The organism is Mycobacterium sp. 20KCMC460, assembly GCF_022179425.1.
GTDB classification, from domain to species: domain Bacteria; phylum Actinomycetota; class Actinomycetes; order Mycobacteriales; family Mycobacteriaceae; genus Mycobacterium; species Mycobacterium kiyosense.
The window spans coordinates 1,230,709-1,255,657 of the sequence record NZ_AP025524.1 but is presented as its reverse complement, the minus strand read 5'-3'; the positions used below and the strand labels follow the sequence as shown (position 1 = coordinate 1,255,657).

At 67.5% G+C, this 24,949-nt stretch carries 24 protein-coding genes; 15 read left to right on the top strand and 9 right to left on the bottom strand.

Annotation, left to right across the window (positions count from 1 at the left end):
• Positions 1 to 63 precede the first annotated feature (63 nt).
• Positions 64 to 1,071: a nonaprenyl/(2E,6E)-farnesyl/geranylgeranyl diphosphat synthase gene (grcC1, locus tag MKCMC460_RS05815; protein WP_236980971.1), complete on the bottom strand. Its 1,008-nt coding sequence runs from the start codon at positions 1,069 to 1,071 to the stop codon at positions 64 to 66.
• Between the two features lie 21 nt (positions 1,072 to 1,092).
• Here grcC1 and menJ point away from each other — a divergent pair, with 21 nt between their 5' ends.
• From menJ to MKCMC460_RS05800, 3 genes are all read left to right on the top strand, one after another.
• Entirely contained in the window at positions 1,093 to 2,322 is a 1,230-nt protein-coding gene (gene menJ, locus MKCMC460_RS05810) for a menaquinone reductase (protein WP_236980969.1), read from the top strand.
• Positions 2,323 to 2,387: 65 nt separating this feature from the next.
• Positions 2,388 to 3,077: a methyltransferase domain-containing protein gene (locus MKCMC460_RS05805; RefSeq protein WP_236980967.1), complete on the top strand. Its 690-nt coding sequence runs from the start codon at positions 2,388 to 2,390 to the stop codon at positions 3,075 to 3,077.
• 33 nt (positions 3,078 to 3,110) lie between these two features.
• Positions 3,111 to 3,446 carry a DUF732 domain-containing protein gene (locus MKCMC460_RS05800; RefSeq protein WP_236980965.1) on the top strand — a complete coding sequence of 112 codons (336 nt, stop codon included), beginning with the start codon at positions 3,111 to 3,113 and terminating at the stop codon, positions 3,444 to 3,446.
• Here the strand turns inward: MKCMC460_RS05800 and MKCMC460_RS05795 are convergent.
• Positions 3,443 to 4,708, bottom strand: coding sequence for a TetR/AcrR family transcriptional regulator (locus MKCMC460_RS05795; protein ID WP_236980963.1), 1,266 nt, complete (start codon positions 4,706 to 4,708; stop codon positions 3,443 to 3,445). The genes MKCMC460_RS05800 and MKCMC460_RS05795 overlap by 4 nt on opposite strands.
• 47 nt (positions 4,709 to 4,755) lie before the next feature.
• Positions 4,756 to 6,516 carry an FAD-dependent oxidoreductase gene (locus MKCMC460_RS05790; protein ID WP_236980961.1) on the bottom strand — a complete coding sequence of 587 codons (1,761 nt, stop codon included), beginning with the start codon at positions 6,514 to 6,516 and terminating at the stop codon, positions 4,756 to 4,758.
• 484 nt (positions 6,517 to 7,000) lie between these two features.
• Here MKCMC460_RS05790 and MKCMC460_RS05785 point away from each other — a divergent pair, with 484 nt between their 5' ends.
• The 10 genes from MKCMC460_RS05785 to MKCMC460_RS05740 are packed head-to-tail and all read left to right on the top strand — an operon-like array spanning position 7,001 to position 17,001.
• The gene (locus MKCMC460_RS05785) at positions 7,001 to 7,813 is read left to right on the top strand and encodes an ABC transporter permease (protein WP_236980959.1); all 813 of its coding nucleotides are present in this window, start codon (positions 7,001 to 7,003) and stop codon (positions 7,811 to 7,813) included.
• 53 nt (positions 7,814 to 7,866) lie between these two features.
• A complete protein-coding gene (locus tag MKCMC460_RS05780; RefSeq protein ID WP_370653144.1) occupies positions 7,867 to 8,655 on the top strand; it encodes an MlaE family ABC transporter permease in 789 nt (262 codons plus the stop codon).
• Positions 8,655 to 9,992, top strand: coding sequence for an MCE family protein (locus MKCMC460_RS05775; RefSeq protein WP_236980957.1), 1,338 nt, complete (start codon positions 8,655 to 8,657; stop codon positions 9,990 to 9,992). Before MKCMC460_RS05780 ends, MKCMC460_RS05775 begins: the two co-directional genes overlap by 1 nt.
• A complete protein-coding gene (locus MKCMC460_RS05770) occupies positions 9,989 to 11,032 on the top strand; it encodes an MCE family protein (RefSeq protein ID WP_236980955.1) in 1,044 nt (347 codons plus the stop codon). The genes MKCMC460_RS05775 and MKCMC460_RS05770 overlap by 4 nt, the downstream gene beginning before the upstream one ends.
• Positions 11,032 to 12,084 carry an MlaD family protein gene (locus MKCMC460_RS05765; RefSeq protein ID WP_236983799.1) on the top strand — a complete coding sequence of 351 codons (1,053 nt, stop codon included), beginning with the start codon at positions 11,032 to 11,034 and terminating at the stop codon, positions 12,082 to 12,084. The genes MKCMC460_RS05770 and MKCMC460_RS05765 overlap by 1 nt, the downstream gene beginning before the upstream one ends.
• The gene (locus MKCMC460_RS05760) at positions 12,081 to 13,187 is read left to right on the top strand and encodes an MCE family protein (RefSeq protein ID WP_238305388.1); all 1,107 of its coding nucleotides are present in this window, start codon (positions 12,081 to 12,083) and stop codon (positions 13,185 to 13,187) included. Before MKCMC460_RS05765 ends, MKCMC460_RS05760 begins: the two co-directional genes overlap by 4 nt.
• Before the next feature lie 6 nt (positions 13,188 to 13,193).
• The gene (locus MKCMC460_RS05755; RefSeq protein ID WP_238305387.1) at positions 13,194 to 14,252 is read left to right on the top strand and encodes an MCE family protein; all 1,059 of its coding nucleotides are present in this window, start codon (positions 13,194 to 13,196) and stop codon (positions 14,250 to 14,252) included.
• Positions 14,249 to 15,466, top strand: a complete 1,218-nt coding sequence (locus MKCMC460_RS05750) for an MlaD family protein (protein WP_236983797.1) — start codon at positions 14,249 to 14,251, stop codon at positions 15,464 to 15,466. The genes MKCMC460_RS05755 and MKCMC460_RS05750 overlap by 4 nt, the downstream gene beginning before the upstream one ends.
• Positions 15,453 to 16,079 (top strand): mce associated protein mas1a, encoded by a 627-nt coding sequence (locus MKCMC460_RS05745; RefSeq protein ID WP_236980951.1) that lies wholly within the window; start codon positions 15,453 to 15,455, stop codon positions 16,077 to 16,079. The genes MKCMC460_RS05750 and MKCMC460_RS05745 overlap by 14 nt, the downstream gene beginning before the upstream one ends.
• A gap of 16 nt (positions 16,080 to 16,095) precedes the next feature.
• A complete protein-coding gene (locus MKCMC460_RS05740) occupies positions 16,096 to 17,001 on the top strand; it encodes an oxygenase MpaB family protein (protein WP_236980949.1) in 906 nt (301 codons plus the stop codon).
• A 5-nt stretch (positions 17,002 to 17,006) separates the two neighbouring features.
• Here MKCMC460_RS05740 and MKCMC460_RS05735 read toward each other — a convergent pair whose 3' ends face one another.
• The 4 genes from MKCMC460_RS05735 to menD all read right to left on the bottom strand — a co-directional run bounded on the left by MKCMC460_RS05735 (position 17,007) and on the right by menD (position 21,080).
• Positions 17,007 to 17,699 (bottom strand): demethylmenaquinone methyltransferase, encoded by a 693-nt coding sequence (locus tag MKCMC460_RS05735; RefSeq protein ID WP_236980940.1) that lies wholly within the window; start codon positions 17,697 to 17,699, stop codon positions 17,007 to 17,009.
• Between the two features lie 34 nt (positions 17,700 to 17,733).
• Positions 17,734 to 18,885 (bottom strand): glycosyltransferase family 1 protein, encoded by a 1,152-nt coding sequence (locus MKCMC460_RS05730; protein WP_236980938.1) that lies wholly within the window; start codon positions 18,883 to 18,885, stop codon positions 17,734 to 17,736.
• 63 nt (positions 18,886 to 18,948) lie between these two features.
• Entirely contained in the window at positions 18,949 to 19,437 is a 489-nt protein-coding gene (locus MKCMC460_RS05725) for a DUF3592 domain-containing protein (protein ID WP_236980936.1), read from the bottom strand.
• The gene (menD, locus tag MKCMC460_RS05720) at positions 19,434 to 21,080 is read right to left on the bottom strand and encodes a 2-succinyl-5-enolpyruvyl-6-hydroxy-3-cyclohexene-1-carboxylic-acid synthase (RefSeq protein WP_238305386.1); all 1,647 of its coding nucleotides are present in this window, start codon (positions 21,078 to 21,080) and stop codon (positions 19,434 to 19,436) included. Before menD ends, MKCMC460_RS05725 begins: the two co-directional genes overlap by 4 nt.
• Before the next feature lie 78 nt (positions 21,081 to 21,158).
• On the opposite strand from menD, the gene MKCMC460_RS05715 reads away from it, so the two are divergent.
• Positions 21,159 to 22,670 (top strand): serine/threonine-protein kinase, encoded by a 1,512-nt coding sequence (locus MKCMC460_RS05715; protein WP_238305385.1) that lies wholly within the window; start codon positions 21,159 to 21,161, stop codon positions 22,668 to 22,670.
• Positions 22,667 to 23,167, top strand: a complete 501-nt coding sequence (locus tag MKCMC460_RS05710) for a hypothetical protein (RefSeq protein WP_236980932.1) — start codon at positions 22,667 to 22,669, stop codon at positions 23,165 to 23,167. The genes MKCMC460_RS05715 and MKCMC460_RS05710 overlap by 4 nt, the downstream gene beginning before the upstream one ends.
• A gap of 8 nt (positions 23,168 to 23,175) precedes the next feature.
• Here MKCMC460_RS05710 and MKCMC460_RS05705 read toward each other — a convergent pair whose 3' ends face one another.
• Both MKCMC460_RS05705 and MKCMC460_RS05700 read right to left on the bottom strand, forming a co-directional pair.
• Positions 23,176 to 23,964: an alpha/beta fold hydrolase gene (locus MKCMC460_RS05705; protein WP_236980930.1), complete on the bottom strand. Its 789-nt coding sequence runs from the start codon at positions 23,962 to 23,964 to the stop codon at positions 23,176 to 23,178.
• Positions 23,961 to 24,878, bottom strand: coding sequence for an o-succinylbenzoate synthase (locus MKCMC460_RS05700; RefSeq protein WP_236983795.1), 918 nt, complete (start codon positions 24,876 to 24,878; stop codon positions 23,961 to 23,963). Before MKCMC460_RS05700 ends, MKCMC460_RS05705 begins: the two co-directional genes overlap by 4 nt.
• Positions 24,879 to 24,949 lie beyond the last annotated feature (71 nt).

Below are 24,949 nucleotides of genomic sequence, written 5' to 3'. Positions count from 1 at the left end.
CGATTACCGCGGATTCAACGCCCGGAACGCCCCGGAAGGTTCCGGGTGAGCACGATCCGCAGGTCAACCGTGCCGGCTGACGGTGTAGTCGACCAACGCCTGCAATGCCCGGCGGCCGAGCCCCTCGGGCAGCAGGCTCACCTCATGGTGGGCCTGGGCCGCGTATTGCGCGAGTGTCTCCTTCGCCTTGGCCATCCCCGACGACGCCCGCAGCAGCGTCAACGCCTCGGCCACCTCGGCGTCGTCGTGAATGGGCCCGGCCAGCAGCTCGCGCAGCCGCGCCCCGTCGGGCCCGGTCTCCTGTAGGGCGTAGAGCATCGGCAGCGTGCGCACACCCTCCCGCAGATCGGTGCCCGGCACCTTGCCCGACTCGTCGGATTCGCTGTCGATGTCGATGATGTCGTCGGCGATCTGGAAGGCGGTGCCCACGGTGGCGCCGAGCCGACTCAGCCGCTCCACCTGCTCGTCGTCGGCGCCGGAGAACATCGCGCCGAACCGGCCCGCGGCGCCGATCAGGCTGCCCGTCTTCTCGTGCACGACCTTCAGGTACTGCTCGATGCGGTCGGCGCCCTCGGGAGTGCCGCGGGTCTCCCGCATCTGCCCGGTCACCAGCTCGGCGAACGTCTCGGCGACGATTCGGACTGCTTCCGGACCCAGCCGGGACACCAGCCGCGACGACGTCGCCAACAGGTAGTCGCCGGCCAGGATCGCCACGTTATTGCCCCAGCGGGCGTTGGCGCTGGGCGCGCCGCGGCGCACCTCGGCCTCGTCCATCACGTCGTCGTGGTACAGCGTCGCCAGGTGGATGAGTTCGACGATCGCCCCGGCGAGGGTGACCTCGGCGTTTTCCGGGTTCGGCCCGGTCTGCGCGGCCAGGATTGTGAACAGCGGCCGGAACCGTTTGCCGCCGGCCTTGAATAGATGCAGCAGCGACTCGGTCATCACTTCGTCGGAGCCGCGCAACTCGGCTTCCATCAGCTTCTCGACGCGGGCCACACCATCGCGCACGGTCGCCGCGAATTCGGCGTCACCCAGATCAACGCCCGCCACCACGGTCGCCGGTGTGTTCATTCGACCAACATACTGGTGAGCGTGAACAGCAGAGTCTGCCAGGCCGACGTCGTCGTCGTGGGCGCGGGACCGGCCGGGTCGGCGGCGGCGGCCTGGGCCGCCCGCGCGGGCCGCGACGTGCTCGTCGTCGACTCGGCCAGCTTCCCGCGGGACAAAGCGTGCGGGGACGGGCTGACGCCGCGGGCCGTCGCCGAGCTGCGCCAGCTGGGGCTGGGCGACTGGCTGGACGGCCGGATCAAGCATCGGGGCCTGCGGATGAGCGGCTTCGGCGGCGAGGTGGAGGTTGGCTGGCCCGGCCCGTCGTTCCCGGCGCACAGCAGCGCGGTGGCCCGGCTCGAACTCGACGACCGGATCCGCAAGGTCGCCGAGGAGTCCGGGGCACGCATGCTGCTGGGCACCAAAGCCGTTGAAGTGCATCATGATTCGTCACGAAGAGCGGTGTCGTTGACGCTGGCCGACCGGACCGAGGTGCGGTGCCGGCAGCTGATCGTCGCCGACGGGGCACGGTCGCCGCTGGGCCGCAAACTGGGCCGGCGCTGGCATCAGGACACGGTGTACGGCGTCGCCGCCAGGGGCTACCTGACCACCGAGCGCAGTGCAGACCCGTGGCTGACGTCGCACCTGGAGCTGCGCTCCCCGGACGGTGCGGTGCTGCCTGGCTACGGGTGGATCTTCCCGCTGGGCAACGGCGAGGTGAACATCGGCGTGGGCGCGCTGTCCACCACCAAGCGGCCGGCCGACCTGGCACTTCGGCCGCTGATCTCCTACTACACCGACCTGCGCCGGGAGGAGTGGGGCTTCGACGGCCCACCGCGGGCGATCGCGTCGGCATTGCTGCCGATGGGCGGCGCGGTGTCCGGGGTGGCCGGGCCGAACTGGATGCTGATCGGCGATGCCGCGGCCTGCGTCAACCCGCTCAACGGTGAGGGAATCGACTACGGCCTGGAGACCGGGCGACTGGCCGCCGAAGTGCTGGACTCGGGCGACCTGTCCCAGCTGTGGCCGGCGCTGCTGACCGAGCACTACGCCCGCGGCTTCTCGGTGGCGCGCAGGCTGGCGCTGCTGCTGACGTTCCAGCGGTTCCTGCCCGCGACCGGGCCGATCGCGATGCGCTCCACCACCCTGATGCGGATCGCGGTGCGGGTGATGGCCAACTTGGTCACCGACGAGGACGCCGACTGGGTGGCGCGGCTGTGGCGCGGCGGCGGCCGCGCCTCCCGGCTGATCGATCGTCGGCCGCCGTTCAGCTGAGTGTAGTGGCGCGGATATATCAACGCAGTTGATATATATCAGGCTGGTTGATATATCATGGGAGCATGAACACACCAACGGACTTCGAATTCGAACGCGCCTATCGCGGCGACTCCGAGCGCTTCGGCGAGGGCAGCCGCCCCCCGTGGAGCATCGGCGAACCCCAGCCCGAGTTGGCCGTGCTGATCGAGCAGGGCAAGTTCCACGGCGACGTCCTGGACGCCGGCTGCGGCGAGGGTGCCATTTCACTGGCCTTGGCCGAACGTGGACACGCGACCGTCGGGCTGGACGCTTCACCCACGGCCATCGAGCTGGCCCAGCGCGAGGCGCAGCAGCGCGGAATCACCACCGCCACCTTCGCGGTCGCCGACATCAGCGACTTCGGCACCTACCCGGCGGGCTCGGAAGGCCGGTTCGGCACCATCGTGGACAGCACGCTGTTCCATTCGATGCCGGTCGAACTGCGCGAGGGCTATCAGCAGTCGATCGTGCGCGCCGCCGCCCCCGGAGCGTCGTACTTCGTGCTGGTCTTCGACCGGGCCGCGTTGGGCGAGGACGGCCCGGTCAACGCCGTCACCGAGGCCGAGTTGCGTGAGGTGGTCGGCAAGTACTGGGTGATCGACGACGTCCGGCCCGCACGCATCCACGCGCAGGTCCCGGCGGACGTGCCCGGCATGCCGGGCTTCGACGCGCGCGACGAAGGCAACGGCCGTCGGTCGGTCGGCGCCTGGCTGCTGTCGGCGCATCTGGGCTGATCGCGCCCACGGCTGAGGTGTATAGTCTGTCTAATGAAGGTAACGAGGCTGGCCAGTTTCGTCGCCGTCGCGGTTGCCGCCGTCGGGTTGGCGGCCCCCGCCCAGGCCGACGACTACGACGCTCCCTTTAACACGCAGCTGCACACCTACGGCATCTACGGCCCGCAGGACTACAACGCCTGGCTGGGCAAGATCAGTTGCCAGCGGATCGACCGGAACGTCGACCACACCGCCTACGACTCGGCCAAGTTCCTGCAGCGCAACCTGCCGCTGGGCACCACGCAGGGGCAGGCCTTCCAGTTCCTCGGCGCCGCGCTGGACCATTACTGCCCCGAGCACGTGGGCTTCCTGCAGCAGGCTGGGCGCTAACGGCGGGATTGCCGGGCTCGTCCGCGACGAGCCGCTGTGGCGGCTTTCGGCGCCTGCCCCAACAGGGTGGTGTGCAGCAGATGACACACCACCGCGCGAGATATCTCGGTGTTCTCGTACTGCATCAGCCGCCCCAGGTCGACGACCAGGCTGAATGCGGCGTGCACGGCGAATCGCGCTTCCTCCGTTGGGATTTCGGGCGTGGCGAGGTGCACCTGATGCACCCAGGCCTCGACCGTCGCGTGCTGGATGCTGCGCAGCGCGGTTCGCTCTTCCGGCGGCACGTTGCTGCGTTCGGCGTAATAGACGTAGGCGAGCTCGGGGCGGGCGAAGGAACGCCGGACGTAGGCCGCGATCAACTCGGTGACCGCGTCGGTCGGGTTGTCCGTGGACCCCAGGATCTCGGACAGATCACTGGAAACGCGGTCGGCGGCACGGCGGTAGATGGCGGCCAGGATGGCACCTTTGCCGCTGAAGAAGCGGTACAGGCTGGTGGTCGGCAGATGAGCGGCCGCGGCGATGTCGTCCATCCCGGTCTCGCGGTATCCCCGCTCGTTGAACAGCATGATCGCGGCGTGCAGGATCTGCTCGTACTCACCGGCGGCCAGCGCGACGGACGGCTTTGCCGCCCCGTCGCCGCCAGGCTCGTCGTCGGGCAGGTCGGCGTCGCGCACCGCCCGCGCGATCCGCGTCAGCGTGCTGTGCGTCTGCTCGTCGGGTAGCTGCGCCCGGTGGTCGGTGATGCTGCCGATGACGCTGAGCACCGCCGAGGACAACGTCCAGCGCTGGCGCGACTTCAGTTGGGGCCGTAGCCGGGACAGCGGTCGCTGCAGCCTGCGATTCACCAATTTGATCTGCTGGTTGAGCACCTCTTGGTCTTCAGGCTTGAGGTAGCGCCCTTCCCACCGGTACAGTCCGCCGCTGCTCCTGTTCCGCAGTGTTGTGCTAATCAGCTGTGCCACAACATGATCCCAGATCTCCTCGGGATCGTCGCGGTCGCCGTATTCGTCGTCGAGGAAAGCCGTGCACTCCACCAGCTGCTCCCCCAGCGCCAGCACCGCCTCCCGGAACAGATCGTATTTGCGGGCATAGTGGCGATATAGCGACGCGGCGGTGACACCCACCCGCGCTGCGATCAGTTCCATGCTCACACCGTGGTAGCCAAGCTCGCTGAACGCCTCCGCCGAGACGCGGGCGATCTGCTCCTTGCGATCCCGGGGACGCCGCCGACGCTCTGTTCCCAGAGCGGGGGACGTCGACATAGCCGTACTCTACGGCAGTGCGGCGACGACCGGTCGCGCCGGTGGAACTATTGTCCCGGCCGGCGGGTGTCCAGGATGTCGAGAGCGTTCGGCAACCCTTTGCGGTACCGGGCCTGGTCCACCGCTTTGATCGGCTCCCACCACGGCGCCTGAAAGAGCTTGACAATATTCACCATTTGCCCCGAATAACCGGAGGCCTGCAACACGCCGTTGGCGGCGTAGCGACCGCCCTCGTTGGCACCTTCCATCGTCGTCACGTTCTGGTCGGTCCGGATCCATTCGCCGGCCAGGAACAGGTTGTCGATTCCGGTGACCGCATTGGGGCGACGCCCCCACGAGCCGGGATCCTGGATGAAGAGCGGTTCGTCGTTGCGCACGTTGGGCGTACCCGAGTCGATGATCGAGGGATCCAGGAACCACGAGTGCAGCATCGAGTCGTCGACCACATGACCGGTGTCGCTCAGATGCGCCTTGATCTGCGCCCACGCCTCCTGCGCGATCTCGGTCGGCGTGCACTGCCGCGCACTTTTGCGGTTGAAGTTGCCCGGCGTGCTCCAATCCGAAATGATCGCGGACAGACAATCTTTGACGGTGCCATCGCCGTAGGTGGTGAGGCTGCGTTTCCAGAACTGCTCTTGGCTGATCGAGGTGAGACCCCAGCCCGAGTCGACGTAGTTGACATGGCCTTTGGTGACGTCGACGCGCTCCTTGAGGTAGAACATCAGCCCGTTCATCCACTCGGTACGCAACAGCGCGACGTTGGCCAGCCCCGGGTCGGCGGCGATGACGTCCGGGGTGAGCACCGCCGCGAGCTTCTCACACGGGATCGCCGAGACGTACCAGTCCGCCACTACGGGCTGCGGCAGACCGTTCACGTCCGTCACGGTGGCCGACGCGATGTGGTTGCCGTTCGGATTCAGGCGTGAAAGCGCTTGCCCCACTCTGAATGTCACGCCCATGGAGGTGAGATGGGCAATCCATGGATCTAACCACTGGGCGCTGGTCGGGCCGTTGAGCACCCGGTCGAATCCTTTGCAGTCGGTATCGTTGCCGAACAGCAGAATCGACCAGACCGAGGCTTCGCCCACCAGTCCGATCGAATGGGCGCTGGCATCCTTGGATTTCGATGCCGCCAGGTTACGGATGATCCCGTCGGCCAGGTAACGGTTGTACTCGGCCGATCTCTTGTCCGCACCGATATAGTCCGACCAGGTCATATTGTCCCATTGGCCGAGCTTGCGCTCGGTGCAACTGGTCACATAGACCGCGAGTTTCTGCGCGGCGTAAGCGGCTTCCCACAACGGCAGCCGGAACAGCGTCTGGAAGACGGTGGTAACGGATTCGATGAAGGCCTTCGGGGTGATCGGATTCGGGATGGTGGGCAACGGAAACGGCAGCGGGATGGTCAGATCGGCGCGACCCATTCCCGAATGCAGGTACGAGGTGGCCCGCGTCAGGTTGTTCCAGACGCCGTTCGCGTTGCCGGCGAACGGGATTCGCCGCATGGTATCGGGGACGTTGCGGTAGAAGCCGGGAAAGAACCGGAAGCCGTGTTCGGCCGGCAGCGGGTCGGGTCCGGTGTTGGGCACCGGAATGGAACGAGCCTTGCCGCCCAGAGCCTTCCGCTCGTACACGGTCACGGCGTAACCGCGTTCGGCGAGTTCGTGGGCCGCGGTCAGCCCCGCCACACCGGCCCCGAAAACGGCGACCGACTTATTGGTGGCTGCGCGGCCGGCGGGCACCGTGCCGGACAGCGCGGCAGCGGCAGCGGTTGCGGCCGTGGCGGCGAGCACCGACCGTCGTGACATCTGGTGCCCAGTTTGCTGCGCGCGTGCCACGCAGATAAGTTAATGCTTGTTCCAGCAAATGCGGGTGATTGTCGTCGGCGTTTCGCGGTGGTATCGCATCGATGGTCTGGACACCTCCGGCACAGGCCGCGGACGCGAACGCGGCTATGTGAAGGGCATGGACGCCGGTGATGGACGGGGTGGCGACCGGGCCATACCGCTGCATCGGGTAAGTTAACCATGATTCGCTCCTGTGTCTCGACCGGACTCTAGCCGGTAAAAGTCGTTGAACTGGTACTTTGTCGGCATTTGGCGAACCGGCTGCAAAGTACAGGCCCGTTGTCCGGCCGGATTGTTCCAGGTATTCCGGCGTTAAGTGGCGGAAACTCGTCAATTTCGCGGCATTCACGATGACAGAACCATCATTAACTTATTCTTGCGGCGGGATGAGGGCTGTGACATGCTGCACACGTCGAGACCGTAGCGCCAACCCAGAAGGAAGCGGATGACCTACGAGTTGCCGTCCCCGAAAGGCCCGCTGCGTGACGTAATGTCCCAGGGCGGCTACATCATCGGCTTCGCCGTCGAGGCGTTCGTCGGTGTCGTCGCCGCGATGCTGCGCCGTCGTTTCGCGGTGCAGGAGGTGGTCAATCAGACACTGTTCATCGGCCGGGTGTGCACCGGCCCCTCGCTGCTGTTGATGATGCCGATCGGCGTTTTCATCGCGGTGTCGGTCGGCGAGCTGGCCGGGCGGATCGGTGCGGGCGGCTATTCGGGTGCGGTGGTCGCGTTCATCATCGTCGGCCAGGCCGCAGCGCTGGTGTGCGCGCTGATGATGGCCGGCGTCGCCGGATCGGCGATCTGCACCGATCTGGGCTCCCGCAAGATCCGCGAGGAGATCGACGCCATGGAGGTGATGGGACTCGACGTGGTCGAGCGGCTCGTCGGCCCGCGCCTGATCGCCGCGGTGCTGGTGGCCGTCATGTTGTGCTCGATAGTCACCCTCGGCGGCGTGCTGGCGTGCTACGGCTACCACATCGGGGTCCAACATCTGCCCGCCGGAACGTTTCTCGCGACGTTCAGCCAATACGGCCGGGTCTCCGACTTCGTGATGGCGTTGATCAAGGCGGCCGTCTTCGGCCTCACCGCCACGCTGGTCGCGACGTTCAAAGGCCTACACGCCAAGGGCGGGCCCCGCGGGGTGGCCGACGCTGTCAACGAAACCGTCGTCATCGCGTTCGCGCTGGTGTTCATTCTCAACACCACGCTCTCGGCGCTCTACACCGTCGCGGTCCCCGCCGTCGGGAGTTATCGGTGACCGCAACTCTGCACCGGGGCTACCTGCTACCCGCGCACGCGGCATACCAGGGACTGGCCGTCGTCGGCCGACATGTCAGCTTCTACGTCAAAGTGCTTGCGTCGCTTCCGTATACGATCACCCGCTACCGAAAGCACACGCTGAGCCAGATCGGTGAGGTGACCTTCGGAACCAGCTCACTGCTGTCCGGCGGCGGCACCATCGGCATCGTGTTCGCCATGTCGCTGGCGGCCGCGATGATGCTGGGCGTCGAAACCCAACGCGGCCTGGACCTGATCGGCATGAACACGCTGTCGGGCATGCTGGCCGCGATCGCCAACACCCGCGAACTGGCGCCCGTGGTGGTCGCTATCGCCTTGGCCGCCAAGGTCGGAACGGGCTTCACCGCACAGATCGGAGCGATGCGGATCTCCGACGAAATCGACGCCCTGGACGCCATGGCGCTGCGTTCGGTGCCGTTCCTGGTCGGCACCAGGGTGGTGGCCTCGGCGGTATGCGTGATCCCGATCTACATGATCGGCCTACTCGCCAGCTACCTGTCCACCCGAACCGTGGTAGTGGTGTTCAACGGCGAATCGCCCGGCACCTACGACTACTTCTTCCACCTCGCGCTGAGTCCCCGCGACCTGGCCTACTCCGGCGTCAAGGCAATCGTCTTCGCGCTGGTGGTGGCCATGGTCCACTGCACCTACGGGTATTTCGCATCCGGCGGCCCGGTCGGCGTCGGCGAGGCGGCCGGCCGGGCACTGCGCACCGCGATCCTCGCGGTCGGGGTGCTCGACGTGCTGCTAACTTTCGCGCTGTGGGGTCTGGTGCCGCAGATCCCGGGGATGGGCGTGTGATGGCCCGGCAACGATCGACACGGTGGACGACGCTGAAACTCGCGCTGCGCGGGTTGGTCACCGTAATCGTCGCGATCGGTGTGGGGACGCTCCTGGTCGCGCGGGCCTCCGGCCGGCTCGAGCGCAGCACCGACGTCTTCGTGGGAGTACCGGTATCGGCCGGCATGATCACCAGCCAATCACCGGTGCGCTATCACGGCGTCAACGTGGGGCGGATCGCCGATATCGAGTCGGGCACCGAAACATCGAAGGTGCGCTTGGCGATTCGGGACGACATGCTGGCGAAGATTCCCGACTCAGTGGTGGCGCGCGTCGTTCCGCGCACCTTCTTCGGCGACATCTACCTGCAACTCGTCGATGCCGGACGGCGGTCGGCCCAGCCGTTGTCCCGCGGCCACCAGGTGGCCATGGACACCGGGGCCGACGCGATGGCCCTCTACGACGTGTTCACCAAGGTGGTCGCGCTGTTCTCGCAGATCAAGCCGGAGCGCATGCAGGTCGCCCTCGCCGCGATCAGTCAGGCTCTGCGCGACCGCGGAACCGAGATCGGCTCGATGATCGACGATCTCAGCGACAGCGCACGCGTCCTGACTCCGTCGCTGACCGCGTTTCTGGATGCCACACCGCAATTCCGCGCCGTGCTGGACTCCCTGCACACCGCCACCCCCGACATCGTCAAGACCCTGGCCGCGGCCACCTCGGTGTCCAACAGGATGGCAGACGACCGGCAGAACATCGGCCGCGCCGCCGACGCACTGGCCCGCTTCGCCGGAGTGTTCACGTCATTTCTGGCCGACCACCGCGAACAGCTCATCACCGTCGTCGACTCCGCCGGGAAAATCCTCGCGACGGCGGGCGCCCAGCCCGTGGGCCTGCTCGACACTCTGGCCGGCGCACAGGCTTTCGGTGCCGGCGCAGCACGGGTCTTCGCGACCGGAAAGTTCAGCATCACCGCCGTCGGCACCTTCGCCGGGCCGATGCCCTACACCGAGCAGGACTGCCCGGTCTACGGGCTCAGCCGCGGCGCGCACTGCGCCGAAGCCGGGCCGGACGGCCCGGCTCCGCCACGCTCCACCGATCCCTACCAGCTTCCGCGCGCCGACCTGCCGGTGACGCCCTTCGTGCTGCCCGACCCCCATCTGCCGGCCGACGCGGCGGGGCAGCCCGGACCACACGTCGCGCCGTCGGCCAATGTCGTTGACGCCGAGGATCAGTCGCACGCGCTCACCGTCTTGCAGGACCGGTTACTGGGCGGCGGACCCTCGACGCGGCCCAGCATCGCGACGGTACTGATGCTGGGACCCCTGGTGCGCGGCACCGAGGTGCGGCTCGGATGAAGATCGAATCACCCGCCCTGGCCAAATTGGGCACGTTCGTCACCGCCGGGGTGGCATCGGCCGTCCTGGTGGTCAACACCTTGTCGACGCCCGTGCACGGGCCCACCGTGCATTACGTCGTCGAGTTCAGCAGCGTGGAAGGTCTCAACGTCGGCAACCCGGTCACCATGAACGGCGTCCGGATCGGCCGAGTCGACTCGATCCGCTCGGCCCCCAACGGGGACGGCACCAGACGTGCCGACGTCGGAGTCGAGGTCCAATCCAATTACCCTCTCTCCCAACATGTTACGGCTGCAGTACGGTATGGCGACATGCTCGGCGCCCGATACGTCGCGCTGTCCGACCCGGACGGCGGCATCAGCAAACTGTCCACCGGCAACGAGACCAAGCCGCTGGGCGCCGGTGCGGTCATCCCGCTGAGCCAGACCGCTCCCGCGGTGGACCTCACCGCACTGCTGAACGGGTTCAAACCGCTCTTCGACTCGCTGCAGCCCGCGCAGGTGAACACCTTGACCCGCGGCTTCGTCGAGACCTTCAGCGGCCAAACCCAGACGCTGGCCACGCTGATCACCCAGATCGCCACCATCACAACGTCATTGGCTACCCGAGACGACGTGTTCGCCCGGCTGATCGACAACCTCGCCGCACTGGTCCAGACGGTCAAGGTTCGCCAACCCCGGCTCGAGGAGTTGCTCGACGGCCTGCACCGGCTGACCTCCACCGTCGCCGACGGCGGCAAACTCGAGCTGCTGATCGACCAGGGCAACGCGGTGTTGGCCACCCTGGGCAACACGGTGGCAGCCTCGGGTGCCGCGTACGCCACCAGCGTCAGCGAACTCAAGACGATGCTGGACACTTGGGAGCCCAGCACCGACGAGTTCACCCGACTGCTGGGCAACCTGCCGCAATTCGGTGACGCCATCAACCACACCACCAGCTATGGCGGCTTCGTCAGCCTCTACCTGTGCAACTTCACCATCAAGATCTCCCGGCACGAGGCGAACATCTTCGGCCGCAGACATTCCGAGGTGTGCCTGTGATGGTCCTGGTCAAACTCATCGACCTGTTCGTCGGTGTGGTGATCTTCCTGTTCGTCGACAAGCGGCGCCACAATCCGTCGATCCCGCTGGCGCTGGGCTCGATCGGAACGTTCACGCTGATCACCGCGATGCTGATCTCGATCGGCATCCCGCGTGTCTGGTATTACGCGCGCACCGATGCCTGCGCGGCCGAACTGGCCAACGCAGCGGGACTGAGCAGCGGTGAACCGGTGTACGTGGCCGGCGTGCCGGCCGGACGGGTGGAAAACGTCGAATTGGCAGGCGATCACGTCCGCGTCGCCTTCCGGCTGGACAACGGTCAGGCACTGGGCAACCAGACCACCGCCACGGTGCGACTGCGCACCGTGTTGGGTAAGCGGTTCCTGGACGTGATGCCCGCCGGAACCGTCGACCCGCACAGCGCCACGCTCATCCCGCTGTCCCGCACCACGGTGCCCTACAGCTTCGACGACGTCGGGCGCAAAGCCGAGGAGTCCGCATCCGGCGTCGAGCAACGCACGCTGGCCGAGACGATGCGAACCCTGATCGCGTCGATGCCCGGCGACAACGAGGAGCTCGGCGCCGCGCTCGCCGGAATCGGCGCGGCCAGTGCCGGTTTCGCTCGCAACGGCGACAAGGTCGACCAGATGCTGCGCGTCTTTCGCTCGCTGTCGGAGCTGTTGACGCGCCAGACCGACACGCTGGCCGACACCGCGGGCAACGCCGCCCACATCGTCGCCGCCCTGGCCGCCCGCCGCGAGGCGCTGACCCGGATCGCCGCGAACCTGCGGGCGGTCCTGGCGCAGCTGTCGACGGTATACACCGCGAAACAGTCTGACTTCCAGGCGCTTACCGCCGGCCTGACCCGGGTGACCGGGACCCTGAAGTCCAACGCGGACAAGATCGACGCGATCCTGCTGAAGATGCCACCGGCGATCCGCGCGGTGGTCAACGCGACCGGCACCGGCAACTGGGCCGACGTCAATTCGCCCTCCCTGGTGATGCCGGACAACCTGTTGTGCGCGTTGAACATTCAACGGGAGTGCCGATGAACGGCCGGCGTTGGGCGGTGCTAACCGCAACGGTGCCAGCGCTGCTGGCCGCAGCGTGGTTCACCTTCGGCCACACCGACAACTCGACCACCGTGCACGCAGACTTCAACTACGTCAACGGCATCTACCCCGGCAGCAAGGTCACCGTGCTGGGCGTGCCGGTCGGACGTGTCACCGACGTACATCCACAAGGCACCACGGTGCGCGTCAGCATGAGCCTGCCCGGCAACGTCGCGCTACCTCCCGAAGTGGACGCCTACGTGGTCAGCCCCGCGCTGATCAGCGACCGCAGCGTGGAACTCGGTCCGGCGTACCGCGGTAGCGGCCCGACGCTGCGCAGCGGACACGTCATCCCGGCCGAGCGCACCCACGCGCCCATCACGTTCGACAGCATGCTCGGCAGCCTCAACACCCTGACCGCGGCGCTCGGCCCGCAGCAGGGCGACCTCGGTGAAGTGCTGGCCCGCGGCACCGAACAGTGGCGCGGCCAAGGCAAGCAGTTCAACGCCGCGATTCGAAACCTCAGCTCCGCCACCGGCGTGCTGGGTGCCCGAGCCGAGGACATCGGCGCCCTGGTCGACAATCTGACCGCGTTGACGAACGCGTTCGAGCGGCGCCAGGTGTCGTTGAACACGCTGGTCGAACAACTCGGCCAGCTGGGACAGAGCTGGGCCGATCAGGATCCGGACATCACCGGCTCGATGAACGATCTGAAGGTGGTGCTCGACCAGGTCAACACCTTCACCGCCACCCACGGCAACGACTTGGGCGCGGTGGCGGCCAACCTGAACGCCGTCGGTGAGGTGCTGACGGCCAAACGCCCCGCGCTGGCCGAATTCATGGACCTGGTGCCGCTGATGATGCAGAACCTGTCGGCGACGGTCGGGCCGGACCGTCGGGGGCGGATCCGGCTCAACGTGTCCACGGTGCTGACCCAGTTCGCCGCCGCCCAGCATTTCTGCGAGACCTACCTGCTGCCGATGTGCACGGGCGCCGGAATCACCAACCCGGTCTCCTACCCGATCAGCCGGTCGGATCCGTTGGGGTTCATCACCGCCGTCACCGGTCAATCGCCGCCGCCGAACCCGAAATACCCGAGGTGAGCGCGCATGGCTAAACCGACCGCGACCACCGCCGCGCTGTGTTGCGCCGCCGGCCTGGGTGCCGTTGTGCTGTACGGAGTTTCCGATGCCGGCATCCAGGATCTGCCGCTGGGCCGCGACGCTCCGGGCACCGCGATGACGGTGACGGTGCTGCTGCCCACCGCCGACGGCATCACCATCGGTGCAGACGTGCGCAACGGCCAACGAGTGATCGGCAGAGTCAAATCCATGAGCATGGCCGCCGCGGGGGCATCGGTACAACTGAGTCTGCAGACCGACGCCAGACTGCCCAAGAACAGTGTGGCGCGCGTGGAACTCCCGTCCGCCCTGGGCAATCCGTTCGTCCGGCTCAGCGCGCCGACGCAGCCGTCGGGCGCCGTGCTCGACGACGGTGACGTGATCCCGTCCAACCGCACCGAGGTGGGACCCCAGATCGAGGGCGCGCTGGCCACCTTCGGAGCACTGCTCAGCCGCAGCGGAATCGACCAGCTGACCACCATCGTCACCGAGCTGAACAAGGCGTTCGGCGGTCGATCCGACAAGATCCGGACGTTGGTGCACACATTCAGCGCACTGGCAGCCAAAGCCGTTGCCCATCATGACGAGTTCGAGCAGGCGATGAGTCTGGCGGCCGACGTCAGCGCTTCGCTCACGCACGACCAGTCAGTCGTGACCGGGTATCTGGACGCGGTGCCGCGTGTGGTCGCCATACTCGACGTTCAACGTGCGCAACTGAATTCGCTGTTCTCCTCCACCACCGCGCTGGCCGCGGTAGCCAACAACGTGCTCTCGGCCACCGACCTGGCGGCGATGGTCGGCGACGCGGGACGGGTGATCACCACCCTGGGGATGTACAACGACCGACTGGGCGCGACGTTGGCGACCATGAACGACTTCCTGGAGAAATTCGGCAAGTCCGTCCACGGCGACTACCTGATGTTCGACGGTGCGCTGGACATCCCCGGGACGATCGACAAGATCCTCACCGGCGGACTGCTGGTGAACGGAACGCCCACCCCGGCTCCGTACGGCCTGGAAGGCTTCCTGTCGGGCGGGCTTCGATGAAACGCCTGGTGATCATCCAGCTGGCGATCTTCGCGCTGATCGCGGCAATCGTGATTCCCTTCGGCATCCGTTATGTGGCCGGCCCACAAGGCTTTCGGACGCCGATCCTGCTCACCGCCACCATGGCCGATGCATTCGGCCTCACCCCGGGCACCAGCGTTACCGTGCGCGGGGTGCAGGTCGGCACGGTCGAATCGGTGACACTGGACGCCGACGGGCTGGCCAAGGTGCGCATCGCCGTCGACCCGCGGACCCGGATTCCCCGCGACAGCATCCTTACCGTCGGCATGGGCACCGCCGCCGGTATCCAGAGCGTGGACATTCTGCCGCAGCACGACGGAGGCCCATACCTGGCCTCCGGCGACGTCATCGCCGCGCCCGCCGACCGCCAGCCGGTGCAGATGGACCGGGTGATGCAGGACGCCGCCCGGCTGGTCAAGACCATCGATCCCGCCACCGTCGGCGCCGTCGGCACCGAACTCGCCGACGCGTTCGGCGGGCTCGGCCCCAGCATGGCCGCGCTGATCGACAACGGCGCCGACATCGCCCGACGGATCCGCGCCCAGTCCGGCAGACTGCAACCACTGATCGAAGGCACCACCGCACTGGTGACGGCGATGGCCGCCCAGCGCACCACGTTCGTCAATGGGATGCGGGCGAGCGCGCACCTGGCCACCCAGCTCGACGCCAGCGGACCGGTCTTTCTCTATCTGACCGATCATTCGCCGGCGATCATGGGTTCGCTGCAACACGTATTGGACACCTACGGCGGCACTTTCGGCGCCACCCTGGCCAACCTGGCCGCGGTGGTCCCAGTGATCTCCGATCGCACCGATTCGCTGCAGACCGGACTGACGTCGATACCGAAGGGCCTGCGCGACCTGGCCTCGATCGTGAAGGGCGACCGGGCCGATTTCGCGCTGATCGCCACCCAGGGGCCGGTGTGCAATTACGACGTCAACCGGCGGACCATCGGAGACGTCAGCCCGGTTGAACCCAACCTGGTGATGTATTGCCCGCCGGCGCACGACATGCTGATGCGCGGCGCGGTCAACGCGCCGCGACCCGACGAGTTGGGCATGGAAAACTCGCAGATCCCCGGTTCCCCCATCGGTCCCCCGGTGGTCAAAGACCCCATCAAAATCCCGACACTGGCCGAGATCGTCTACCGGTGGCGGGCCATTCTGAGAGGAAACTTCGATGAACCCCACTGACAACTTAACTGACCCGATCGACGAAGCGGCGGAGGCCGCCGACGACTCCGAACACGGTGCGGTACTGACACTGGACAAGCCGGCCGAGGATGAAACCGATTCGGACGCAACAGATGAGGCCCCGTCGACCCCTTCCCGCCGGCGACGGCTGCGCCGGATGAGTCTCGTCGCGGCGGCGCTGGCCGCGACTGCCGCGCCGGCCATGCTGTCGTGGAGTTTCTACCAGCATCGGCACACCGAACAGCTTGCGCAGCAGGCGGTTTCGACCACCCGCGGCTATCTGGAGGCGATGGCCGCCTTCAACTACCAGGACCTCGACGCCAATCGCGCCACCATCACCGCGGGTTCCACCACGGAATTCGCCCACAAGTACGACGAGATGGTCAAGGCGCTGCGCGACATCGTAGTCACCAGCAAGGGCGTCGCGACGGCCACCGCCAGCCATGTGACGGTTGAACACCTCGGCGACTCCTCAGCCGTCGTCGTTGGGTTCGTCGACCAGCACGTCACCAATGTCACCGCGCCGCAAGGCAACAGCCAGAAGTACCGGATGGTGGTCACGCTGATCCGCAGCGGCGACCGCTGGATTGTCAACGACGTCGAAACCGTCTGAGCGAAAGGAACTCCCGATGGCCGCCCGCCACCTCGCCGAAACGCCGTACCAGCCGTCACTGACGACTGCCCAGACCCGGATTCAGATCACCCAGCGCACCCCGCGCTGGAACTCCAAACTGGTGGACCTCACCGATGCGCTGGACTTCTGGGCGTTCGCCGGCGCGGCCGCCAACGTCATCATGCAATTGTCCTGGCCTGCAGTCGGATACGGCGTGATGGAGAGCCGGGTCACGTCTGGCCGGCTGACCGACCACCCGTGGAAGCGGGCACGCACCACCACCCAGTACCTGGCCGTGGCCATCCTGGGCGACGACGAGGAGCGCAAGGCCTACCGCCAGGCCGTCGACGTCGCGCACCGGCAGGTGCGGTCAACCCCGGACAGCCCGGTCAAGTACAACGGGTTCAGCCGCGAACTGCAGATGTGGGTGGCGGCGTGCCTGTTCATCGGCTTCGAGGACACCTACCAGTTGCTGTACGGCAAGATGACCGAGGAGCAGGCCGAGCACTTCTACGCCTCGGCCATGCCGCTGGGCACCACGCTGCAGGTGACCGCCGACCAATGGCCCGCCACCCGAGCCGGTTTCGACGTTTACTGGAACACCGCCTGCGAGCGCATCCACATCGACGACGCGGTGCGCGGCTACCTCGACGACCTGGTGCGACTGAAGATGGTCAATCCGCTGCTACGGGTGATGTTCGGACCGCTGCTGAGGTTTCTGACCATCGGCTCGCTGGCACCGGTGTTCCGCGAGGCGATGGGCTACCAGTGGACCGACGTCGACCGCCGGCGTTTCGAACACCTCTTCCTGTTCGTCTCCTTCGTCAACCGGCTACTGCCCAAGGCCATCCGGCAGGGCGGCAGCCACGTACTGATGAGTGACGTCCGACGGCGCATCCGGCGGGGCAAGCCGCTGATCTGAGCCGCTCAGCGCAGCGGCTTGTAGGCCGCGTGCAGGGCGACGATACCGCCGGTCAGGTTTCGCCAGCGCACCGTCGACCAACCGGCCAGCGCGATCTGTTGCGCCAGCGCCGCCTGGTCGGGCCACGCCCTGATCGACTCGGCAAGGTAGACATAGGCTTCGGGGTTGCTGGACACCGCCCGCGCCACCCGCGGCAGCGCCTGCATCAGATACTCCTTATAGGTGGTGGCGAACAACCCGTTTGTGGGAGTGGAGAATTCGCACACCACCAGCCGGCCCCCGGGACGAGTCACCCGCGCCATCTCACGCAGCCCGGCCGCAAAGTCGACCACATTGCGCAACCCGAAGCTGATGGTGACCGCGTCGAACACCTCGTCGGCGAACGGCAGCCGGGTGGCGTCCCCGGCGACCTTGGGCACGTTGCGGGCGCTGCCCGCGGCCAGCATGCCGACCGAGAAGTCGGCCGCCACGCACCACGCCCCGGACTTGGCCAACTCGACCGTGGACACCGCCGTGCCGGCAGCCAGATCCAGCACCCGCTGGCCGGGCTTGACGCGCAACGCGGACCGGGTGGCCCGGCGCCAGTACCGGTCCTGACCGAAGGAGAGCACGGTGTTGGTGATGTCGTAGCGGCGCGCGACACCGTCGAACATCGACGCGACGTCTCGGGGGTTCTTGTCCAGGTCCGCTCTGCTCACGGTGCCGACGCTACCGTGGCCGCCTGAAGCGCCCTCAGGCCCTTCGGGTGCGCCACACCGCGGTGCGTGCCCTCACCGCAGGTGACAACACCGCCTCGTAGTGCCCGAGCAGCTCGTCGCAGATGACCGGCCAGCTGCGGCCGAGCACGCTGCGCCGGGCCGCCTGCGCGTAGCGTGGCCGGTCGGCCAGCAGATAGGCCACCGCGCCCGGCAGCCGCGCTTCGAACTCCTCGACCGGCAGCAACAGGCCGGTGCGGCTCGGCGCGATGAGATCGCGTGGGCCGCCGGCGTCGGGGGCGATAACCGGCAACCCCGACGCCAGCGCTTCCTGCACGACCTGACAGAACGTCTCGTGCTCGCCGGGGTGCACGAAGACGTCCATACTGGCGTACGCCGCGGCGAGTTCATCGCCGTAGAGTGCGCCGGTGAAAACCGCTGTGGGCAGCAGTGATTGAAGCTTGGCGCGGTCCACGCCGTCGCCGACCACTACCAGACGGACCCCGCCGTCGGCCGCCAGCGCCGCCAACCGCTCGACGTGTTTCTCCGGGGCCAGCCGGCCGACGAATCCGACGATCGGCCTGCCGTCCGGCGACCAACGCCGTCGCAGCGTCTCGTCGCGGGCCGACGGCGCATAACGGAGCAGATCGACCCCGCGGCCCCACCGGTGAAGCCGTGGAAAGCCTTGCGCAGCAAGGACTTCCATGGTCGGGGTGGACGGCGCCAGCGTGCGGTCGGCCAGACCGTGCAGGTGCCGGAACCACGCCCAGGCTGCCCGGGTGGCCGTCGGAATGCCGTAGCTCGCGGCGAAACCCGGTACGTCGGTTTGGTAGACGGCCACCGTCGGCACGCCGAGTCGGCGCGCGGCGCGCAGCCCGCCGTAGCCGAGCAGCGCCGGTGAAGCCAGGTGCACCACGTCGGGGTCGAAGCCGCGCAGCGCCCGCAACATGCGAACAGTGGGCACGCCCAGCGGTAGCGTGGTCACCTTCGGGAACATCCGCGAGGGCGTGCGGTGCACCCGCACACCGTCGTGCAGGCGTTCGGCCCGCGGCTCACCCGGTGGGTTGTCCGGCGCGATGACCAATGCTTCGTGACCGGTGCGCCGCAGATGCTCAAGCACCCGGATCACCGAGTTGCTGACACCGTTCACCTGCGGGAGGAACGATTCGGCGACGATTGCAACGCGCACGCCAACCACCGTCGCAGTGCCGCCTGTCGGGAAGGTTGCGCCGGGGAATACTCGACGCGAAATCTAGTGCTTGAGCCGTTTGTCCAGAACCGCCAGCCCGATCAGTGCCCCGGTGGCCAGCAGCCAGGCCGCCACCGCGATGGACCCGGCGGGAATGATCGCCAGCCCGGCGTTGCGGTGCTGCACCCGGACCAGGTTCGGATCCTTCTTGTTGTACTCGACGTAAATCCGCATTCCGGTAGCCAACTCCGACGGGTAGAGCACGCCGAGCTCCGGCCGGTAAGTGACGCGATCGGGGGTGACGAACTCGATGGTGGAGCGCCGCGGGCCGGCACTGAGCACCTCGGCCTGCGCCACCCCCATGCTGCGGCCGATCGCCAGGTCATTACGGAAAGCGCCCGCCACCAACAGCACCGACTGCAGCGTCACCAGCAGCGTGACGATCAGCACCCCGATACGCACCCAGCGCACCACAATCCGCGGCCGGGTCTGCGGCGGCTGGTCGCTGGTGCCGTGAATCAATATGTGCAGCAAGGATTTCGGGGACTTCATAAGGCGGCCCGGATGGCGGCATGCAGCTGCCGAAGCGACGAGCGGTCGGCTTTCACTTCCAGCACCCGCATCCCGCCGGCCGGCTCGCTCAACGCCGGCGCCAGCTGGTCGACCTCGATCTGGCGGCTCTCCACGTGGTACGCGCGGCACAACGCGCCGACGTCGACGTCGTGCGGGGTGCCGAACACCCGCGACGACACGTCGGAGAAGCGCGGGTCGCCCTGCTCGAGCAGCTCGAAGATGCCGCCGCCGTTGTCGTTGGACACCACGATGGTCAGATCCCGCGGAACCGGCTCGGTGGGCCCGATCAGCAGCCCGGAGCTGTCGTGCACGAACGTGAGGTCCCCGATGAGTGCGACGGTGCGCCCGTGGTGGGCCCGCTCGTGGGCCAGCGCCGCCCCGATCGCGGTGGACACCGTCCCGTCGATCCCGGCGACACCGCGATTGGAGCGCACCCGGATGCCGTGGGTGTCCAACCCGACCAGCGCCATGTCGCGCACCGGGTTGGAGGCGCCCAGCACCAGTTGGTCCCCGGGGCGCAGCCCGTCGCTGACGGCGGCGGCGACGTGCAGTCCCGTGGTCAGCGGATGATCGGCGAGTTGCCCGCGCACCGCGGCCAGCGCTTTTGCGTTCAGCTCCGCGCAGCGGCGCAACCAGGCCGGGTCGGGGGTGCCGGTGGTGACCGCACGGGTGCCGGTGGCCTGCGAATTACCGGATACGTCGGGCCAGCGCGGTCCCGTCGTCAACGCGAAAACCGGCACCTTGGCGTCGGCCAGCAACGCCGACACCGGACGGTGCAGGGTCGGCCGGCCCAGCATGATGACCTGCTTGGGCCGAAGCAGCGGCAACGCCAGGGGATGTAGCGGGTTGCCGCCGGACACCGGGGCCGGCGCGGTGGGCTCGGCGACGGTCGGCAATTCCGCGAGGTTCGGGTGCACGCCCGCGCCGTGCCCTGCGATGACGACGGTGTCCGGCGTCAGGTCGATGTCCAGCGGCTGGTCGAACGTCACCGGCGGGGTGTAGGTCCACGGTTTTCCGTCGGGACGGCCCGCCGGGGTCGCCGGCCCGTGCGGTTCACGATCGGGCACCAGCGGCTCCCGCAGCGGGATGTCGAATTGCACCGGGCCGGCGTTGGCGCTGCGCGATCCCGTCGCGGCGGCCAGCACCCGGCAGGTCGCCGACCGCCACGTCGCGTTGAGCGCGGCGATGCTGCTGGGCCTGTCCTCGGCCAGGCCCAGGCTGATGGTCGCGCGCACCTGGGTGCCGAAATAGCCCAGCTGCTCCATGGTCTGGTTGGCCCCGGTGCCCAGCAGTTCGTAGGGCCGGTTGGCCGATAGCACGATCAGCGGCACCCGGGCGTAGTTCGCCTCCACCACCGCCGGGCCCAGGTTGGCCACCGCGGTGCCCGACGTCATCGCGATGCACACCGGCGCGTCCGCCCCGATGGCCAGGCCGATGGCCAGAAACCCCGCGGTGCGCTCGTCGATGCGCACATGCAACCGGATCCGGCCGGACCGGTCGGCGTCCTGCAGCGCGAAGGCCAGCGGCGCGTTGCGTGAACCCGGGCACAGCACCACGTCGCGGACCCCGCCGCGGATCAATTCGTCGACGACGATGCTGGCCTGAGTCGTCGAGGGATTCACTACTACAGGGTGTCACATCGGCGCCCTACGCCGTGCGGGGCCGAATTTGGCGCCCGGCAGTCAGTAGGATTTGCTGTCATGCCGCTACGCGATGGCGACGTCTTTGCCGGTTACACGATTCTGCGCCTGCTGGGCTCCGGCGGCATGGGCGAGGTGTACCTGGCGCAGCACCCCAGGCTGCCGCGATTAGAAGCGCTGAAGATTCTGCCCGCGTCGCTCACCGGCGACGCGGAATTCCGGCAGCGGTTCAACCGCGAGGCCGACCTGGCGGCCACGCTGTGGCACCCGCACATCGTCGGTCTGCACGACCGCGGCGAGTTCGACGACCAGCTGTGGATCACCATGGACTACGTCGAGGGCACCGACGCGGCACGCTTACTGCAGGAAGCCGGCTCCGGCGGGCTGCCGCAACGACAAGTGCTGGAAATCGTTGCCGCCGTCGCCGACGCGCTGGACTACGCACACCAGCGCAACCTGCTGCATCGCGACGTCAAACCGGCCAATATCCTGCTCACCGGAGCGCAGACCGATCAACAGCGAATCCTGTTGGCGGACTTCGGAATTGCCCGTCGCGCTGACGAAATCAGCGGTCTGACGGCAACCAACGTGACGGTCGGATCGATCGCCTACGCGGCGCCCGAACAGTTGACGGGCCAGCCGCTGGACGGTCGCGCGGACCAATATGCGTTGGCCGCCACAGCTTTTCACCTGCTGACCGGCGTTGCACCCTACGAGTCCTCCAACGCGGCGGTGATCATCGGCAAACACCTCACCGCCCCGCCGCCGGTGCTGGCCGAACACCGCCCCGAGTTGGCGCCGCTGGACGCGGTGCTGACCAAGGCGATGGCCAAGGATTCCGCGCAGAGATATGCGCGATGTCAGGATTTCGCGCAGGCGCTGGCGGCCGCGGCAGCGACGGATGTTGCGCCGCAGCGTCAACCGGCGACGCAGCCGGCGCCGGTGTGGCCGCCGGTCGAGCCGGCGCCCCGGGCCGCCGCGCCGTGGCCGGTGCCCGATCAGCCACCGCCACACCCGAGGGCTCCCTGGCAGCCGGGGCCACCGCCGCCCTGGCAGCCGGCGCCATATCCCGCGCCGGCCCGGGTGCGGTGGCCGGCGATCGTGGTGCCGTTGGTGCTAGCGGTGCTGCTGCTCGGCGCGGTCAGCTTCGCGGCGACGCAGGTTTTGCGTCCGCGGGCGCAGGCGTCCACCGCGACGCCGCAGTGGCAACCGTATGTCGACTACGCCAAGCAGTTCACCGTCTGGCTGACCAGTTTGAACTCACAGTCCGCCGCCAGTGACATTCAGCGCATCATCGACGGCTCGACCGGCGAATTCCTCAACGACTTCGCAAATCGCAGAGCCGATTTCACCCAGTCGGTGATCGACTCCAAAGTGGACAGTCAAGGCACCGTTAACGGCGCCGCATTCGAATCGTTCGAGGGTACGTCAGCTTACGTTCTTGTCGCCGCAACATCGAAAGTCACCAATAGTTCCGGCGCAAACCAGGATCCCCGAAATTGGCGGTTGCGGTTGAAAGTTGAGCACATCGGCACCGGCTACAAAGTTTCCAAAGTGGAGTTCGTGCCGTGAAACGGGCCGCCTGGTGGGTGCTCGTCGTCATGCTGGCCGCTGTAACGCTTGCCGCCGCATTCGTCGGCGACTGGCAGTGGCAGGCCAAGAGTCGCCGACCACCACCCGTCGCCGATCAGCCCGCCGATCTAACGCTGGCAATCCAAGCCGCGACCAGCTGCACAGTCAAAATTCTGACTTATTCGCCCGGCACCCTCGACCGCGATTTCGCTGCGGCGAAAACGTGCCTCACGGGAGATTTCCTAGCCTATTACGACCAGTTCTTCAATCAGACCATCGCACCCAGTGCTCGGGATAGGGGACTCACGACTTCCGCGACGGTTGCGCGAGCCGGGGTTCAAAGCCTGACCAACGACTCGGCCGCGATCCTGGTCTTCGTCAACCAATCGACCACCAGCAAAGACAAAACGGAGCCTGCGGTGGCGGCAAGTTCGGCTCTGGTGAGTATGACCAAAGTGAAGGGCACCTGGCTGGTAGACAAGTTCAACCCGGTCTGAGTTCGGCGCTAGGCCTTGACCCCCGCAAAGAACTTCAGCATCGCGGCATTGACCGCCTCCGGCCGCTCCAGAAACCCGAGATGCCCGGTGTCGGGGATTTGCAGATAACGCCCGTTGGGCAGCGCGTCGGCGACCTCGCGTCCCAGATAGGCCGGCGTGATCACGTCGTCGGAGAAACCGATTACCAGCACCGGCGCGGCGATGTTGCGGTAGGCCGGCAGCCGATTGGTCTGCGGGGCGATATCGAGCTGACAGCGGTAGCCCGGCGTGACCTTGGTCGGCCACATGCTGAACATCGCGATCCAGTCTTCGACGGCGGCGTCGTCGTTGAGCGTCTTGCGCGAAAAGTTTTCCAGCAGGCGGTTTTTCGCGTCCACGGTGGCCGGAAGCGCGACACCGGACGCGTCCAGGTCGACCTCGGCCCGGTGGAAGAACTGCCGCGTGCGATCCAGCCGGCCGCGGGTGGCCATCAGCACCGCCGAGCTGACCAGCTCGGAGCGAACGACCATCAGCTCCTGGGCGATGAACGAGCCCATCGACACCCCGACGATGCGGGCGGGCCCGAGGTCCAGCGATTCGATCAGCGCCGCGGTGTCGGCGACCATGGTCTGCGTGACGAAGCCGCTGGCGTTCTCGGTGGCGCCGATCCCCCGATTGTCGAACGTGACGCAGCGATATCCGGCCGCCAGGAATGCCGGCACCTGGTGCAGATGCCAGGTCCGGCCGGCGCCGCCCCGCCCGGAGATGAAGACAACCGGCTCACCGGTCCCCTTGTCGTCGTAAGCCAGGTTGATCACTCGACCGACGGTACAAGCAACGGGTAGCAGTCTTTGACCCGGTCGATCCACCACTGCCGGCGTTCCGGCGGTGCGGCCAGCGCCTGCAGCCGCGCCGGGTCCGGCGTCACCGGGCCGACCGGAAGGCAGCCGTCGACGGGCTCGACTACGTCGGCAACGTCGTCCAGGAACAACCTGCCCGTGCCCAAACCGCAGGCATGACACAACTCCGGCAACGCCGCGGCGGCGGTCAGGCCGTAGCCGATACCGACTGCCGAATCCAGCGCACTGGACACCACGATCGGGATGTCGATCTGCGCCGCGATCGACAGCATCGCCGAAATGCCGCCCAGCGGAGCAACTTTGAGCACCGCTATGTCGGCGGCGCCGGCACGCACCACGGCCAGCGGGTCGTCGGCCTTGCGGATGCTCTCGTCGGCGGCGATCGGCACCTCGACCAGGCGACGCAGCTCGGCGAGCTCGGGCACCGTCGCACAGGGCTGTTCGAGGTACTCCAGCGCACCGTCGGCCGTCAGGGCCGCGGCGGCCCGCGCGGCCTGCGGCACGCTCCAGCCGCCGTTGGCATCGACTCGGACGATGGGCACCAGTTGGCGGACCGCGTTCACCCGCTCGACGTCGTCGGCCAGGGACTGTCCGGGCTCGGCGACCTTCACCTTGGCGGTACCCGCGCCGGGAAAGCGCGCCAGCACGTCGGGCACCTCGGCGGCACTGACGGCGGGCACGGTGGCGTTGATGGGTATCCGGTGGCGTCGCACCGGCGGCGGCTCGCTGTAGGCGGCCTCGACCGCCGAGGCCAGCCAGTGCGCGGCCTCGGGCGGTCCATATTCGACGAACGCGCCGAACTCCCCCCAGCCCGCCGGCCCCTCGATGAGCGCCACTTCCCGGGTGGTGATGCCGCGGAAGCGCACCCGCATGGGCAGCGCCACGACATGCAGCCGGTCCAGCAGGTCATCCACGGTGGTCGACGAAGGCACGGGTTCAGATT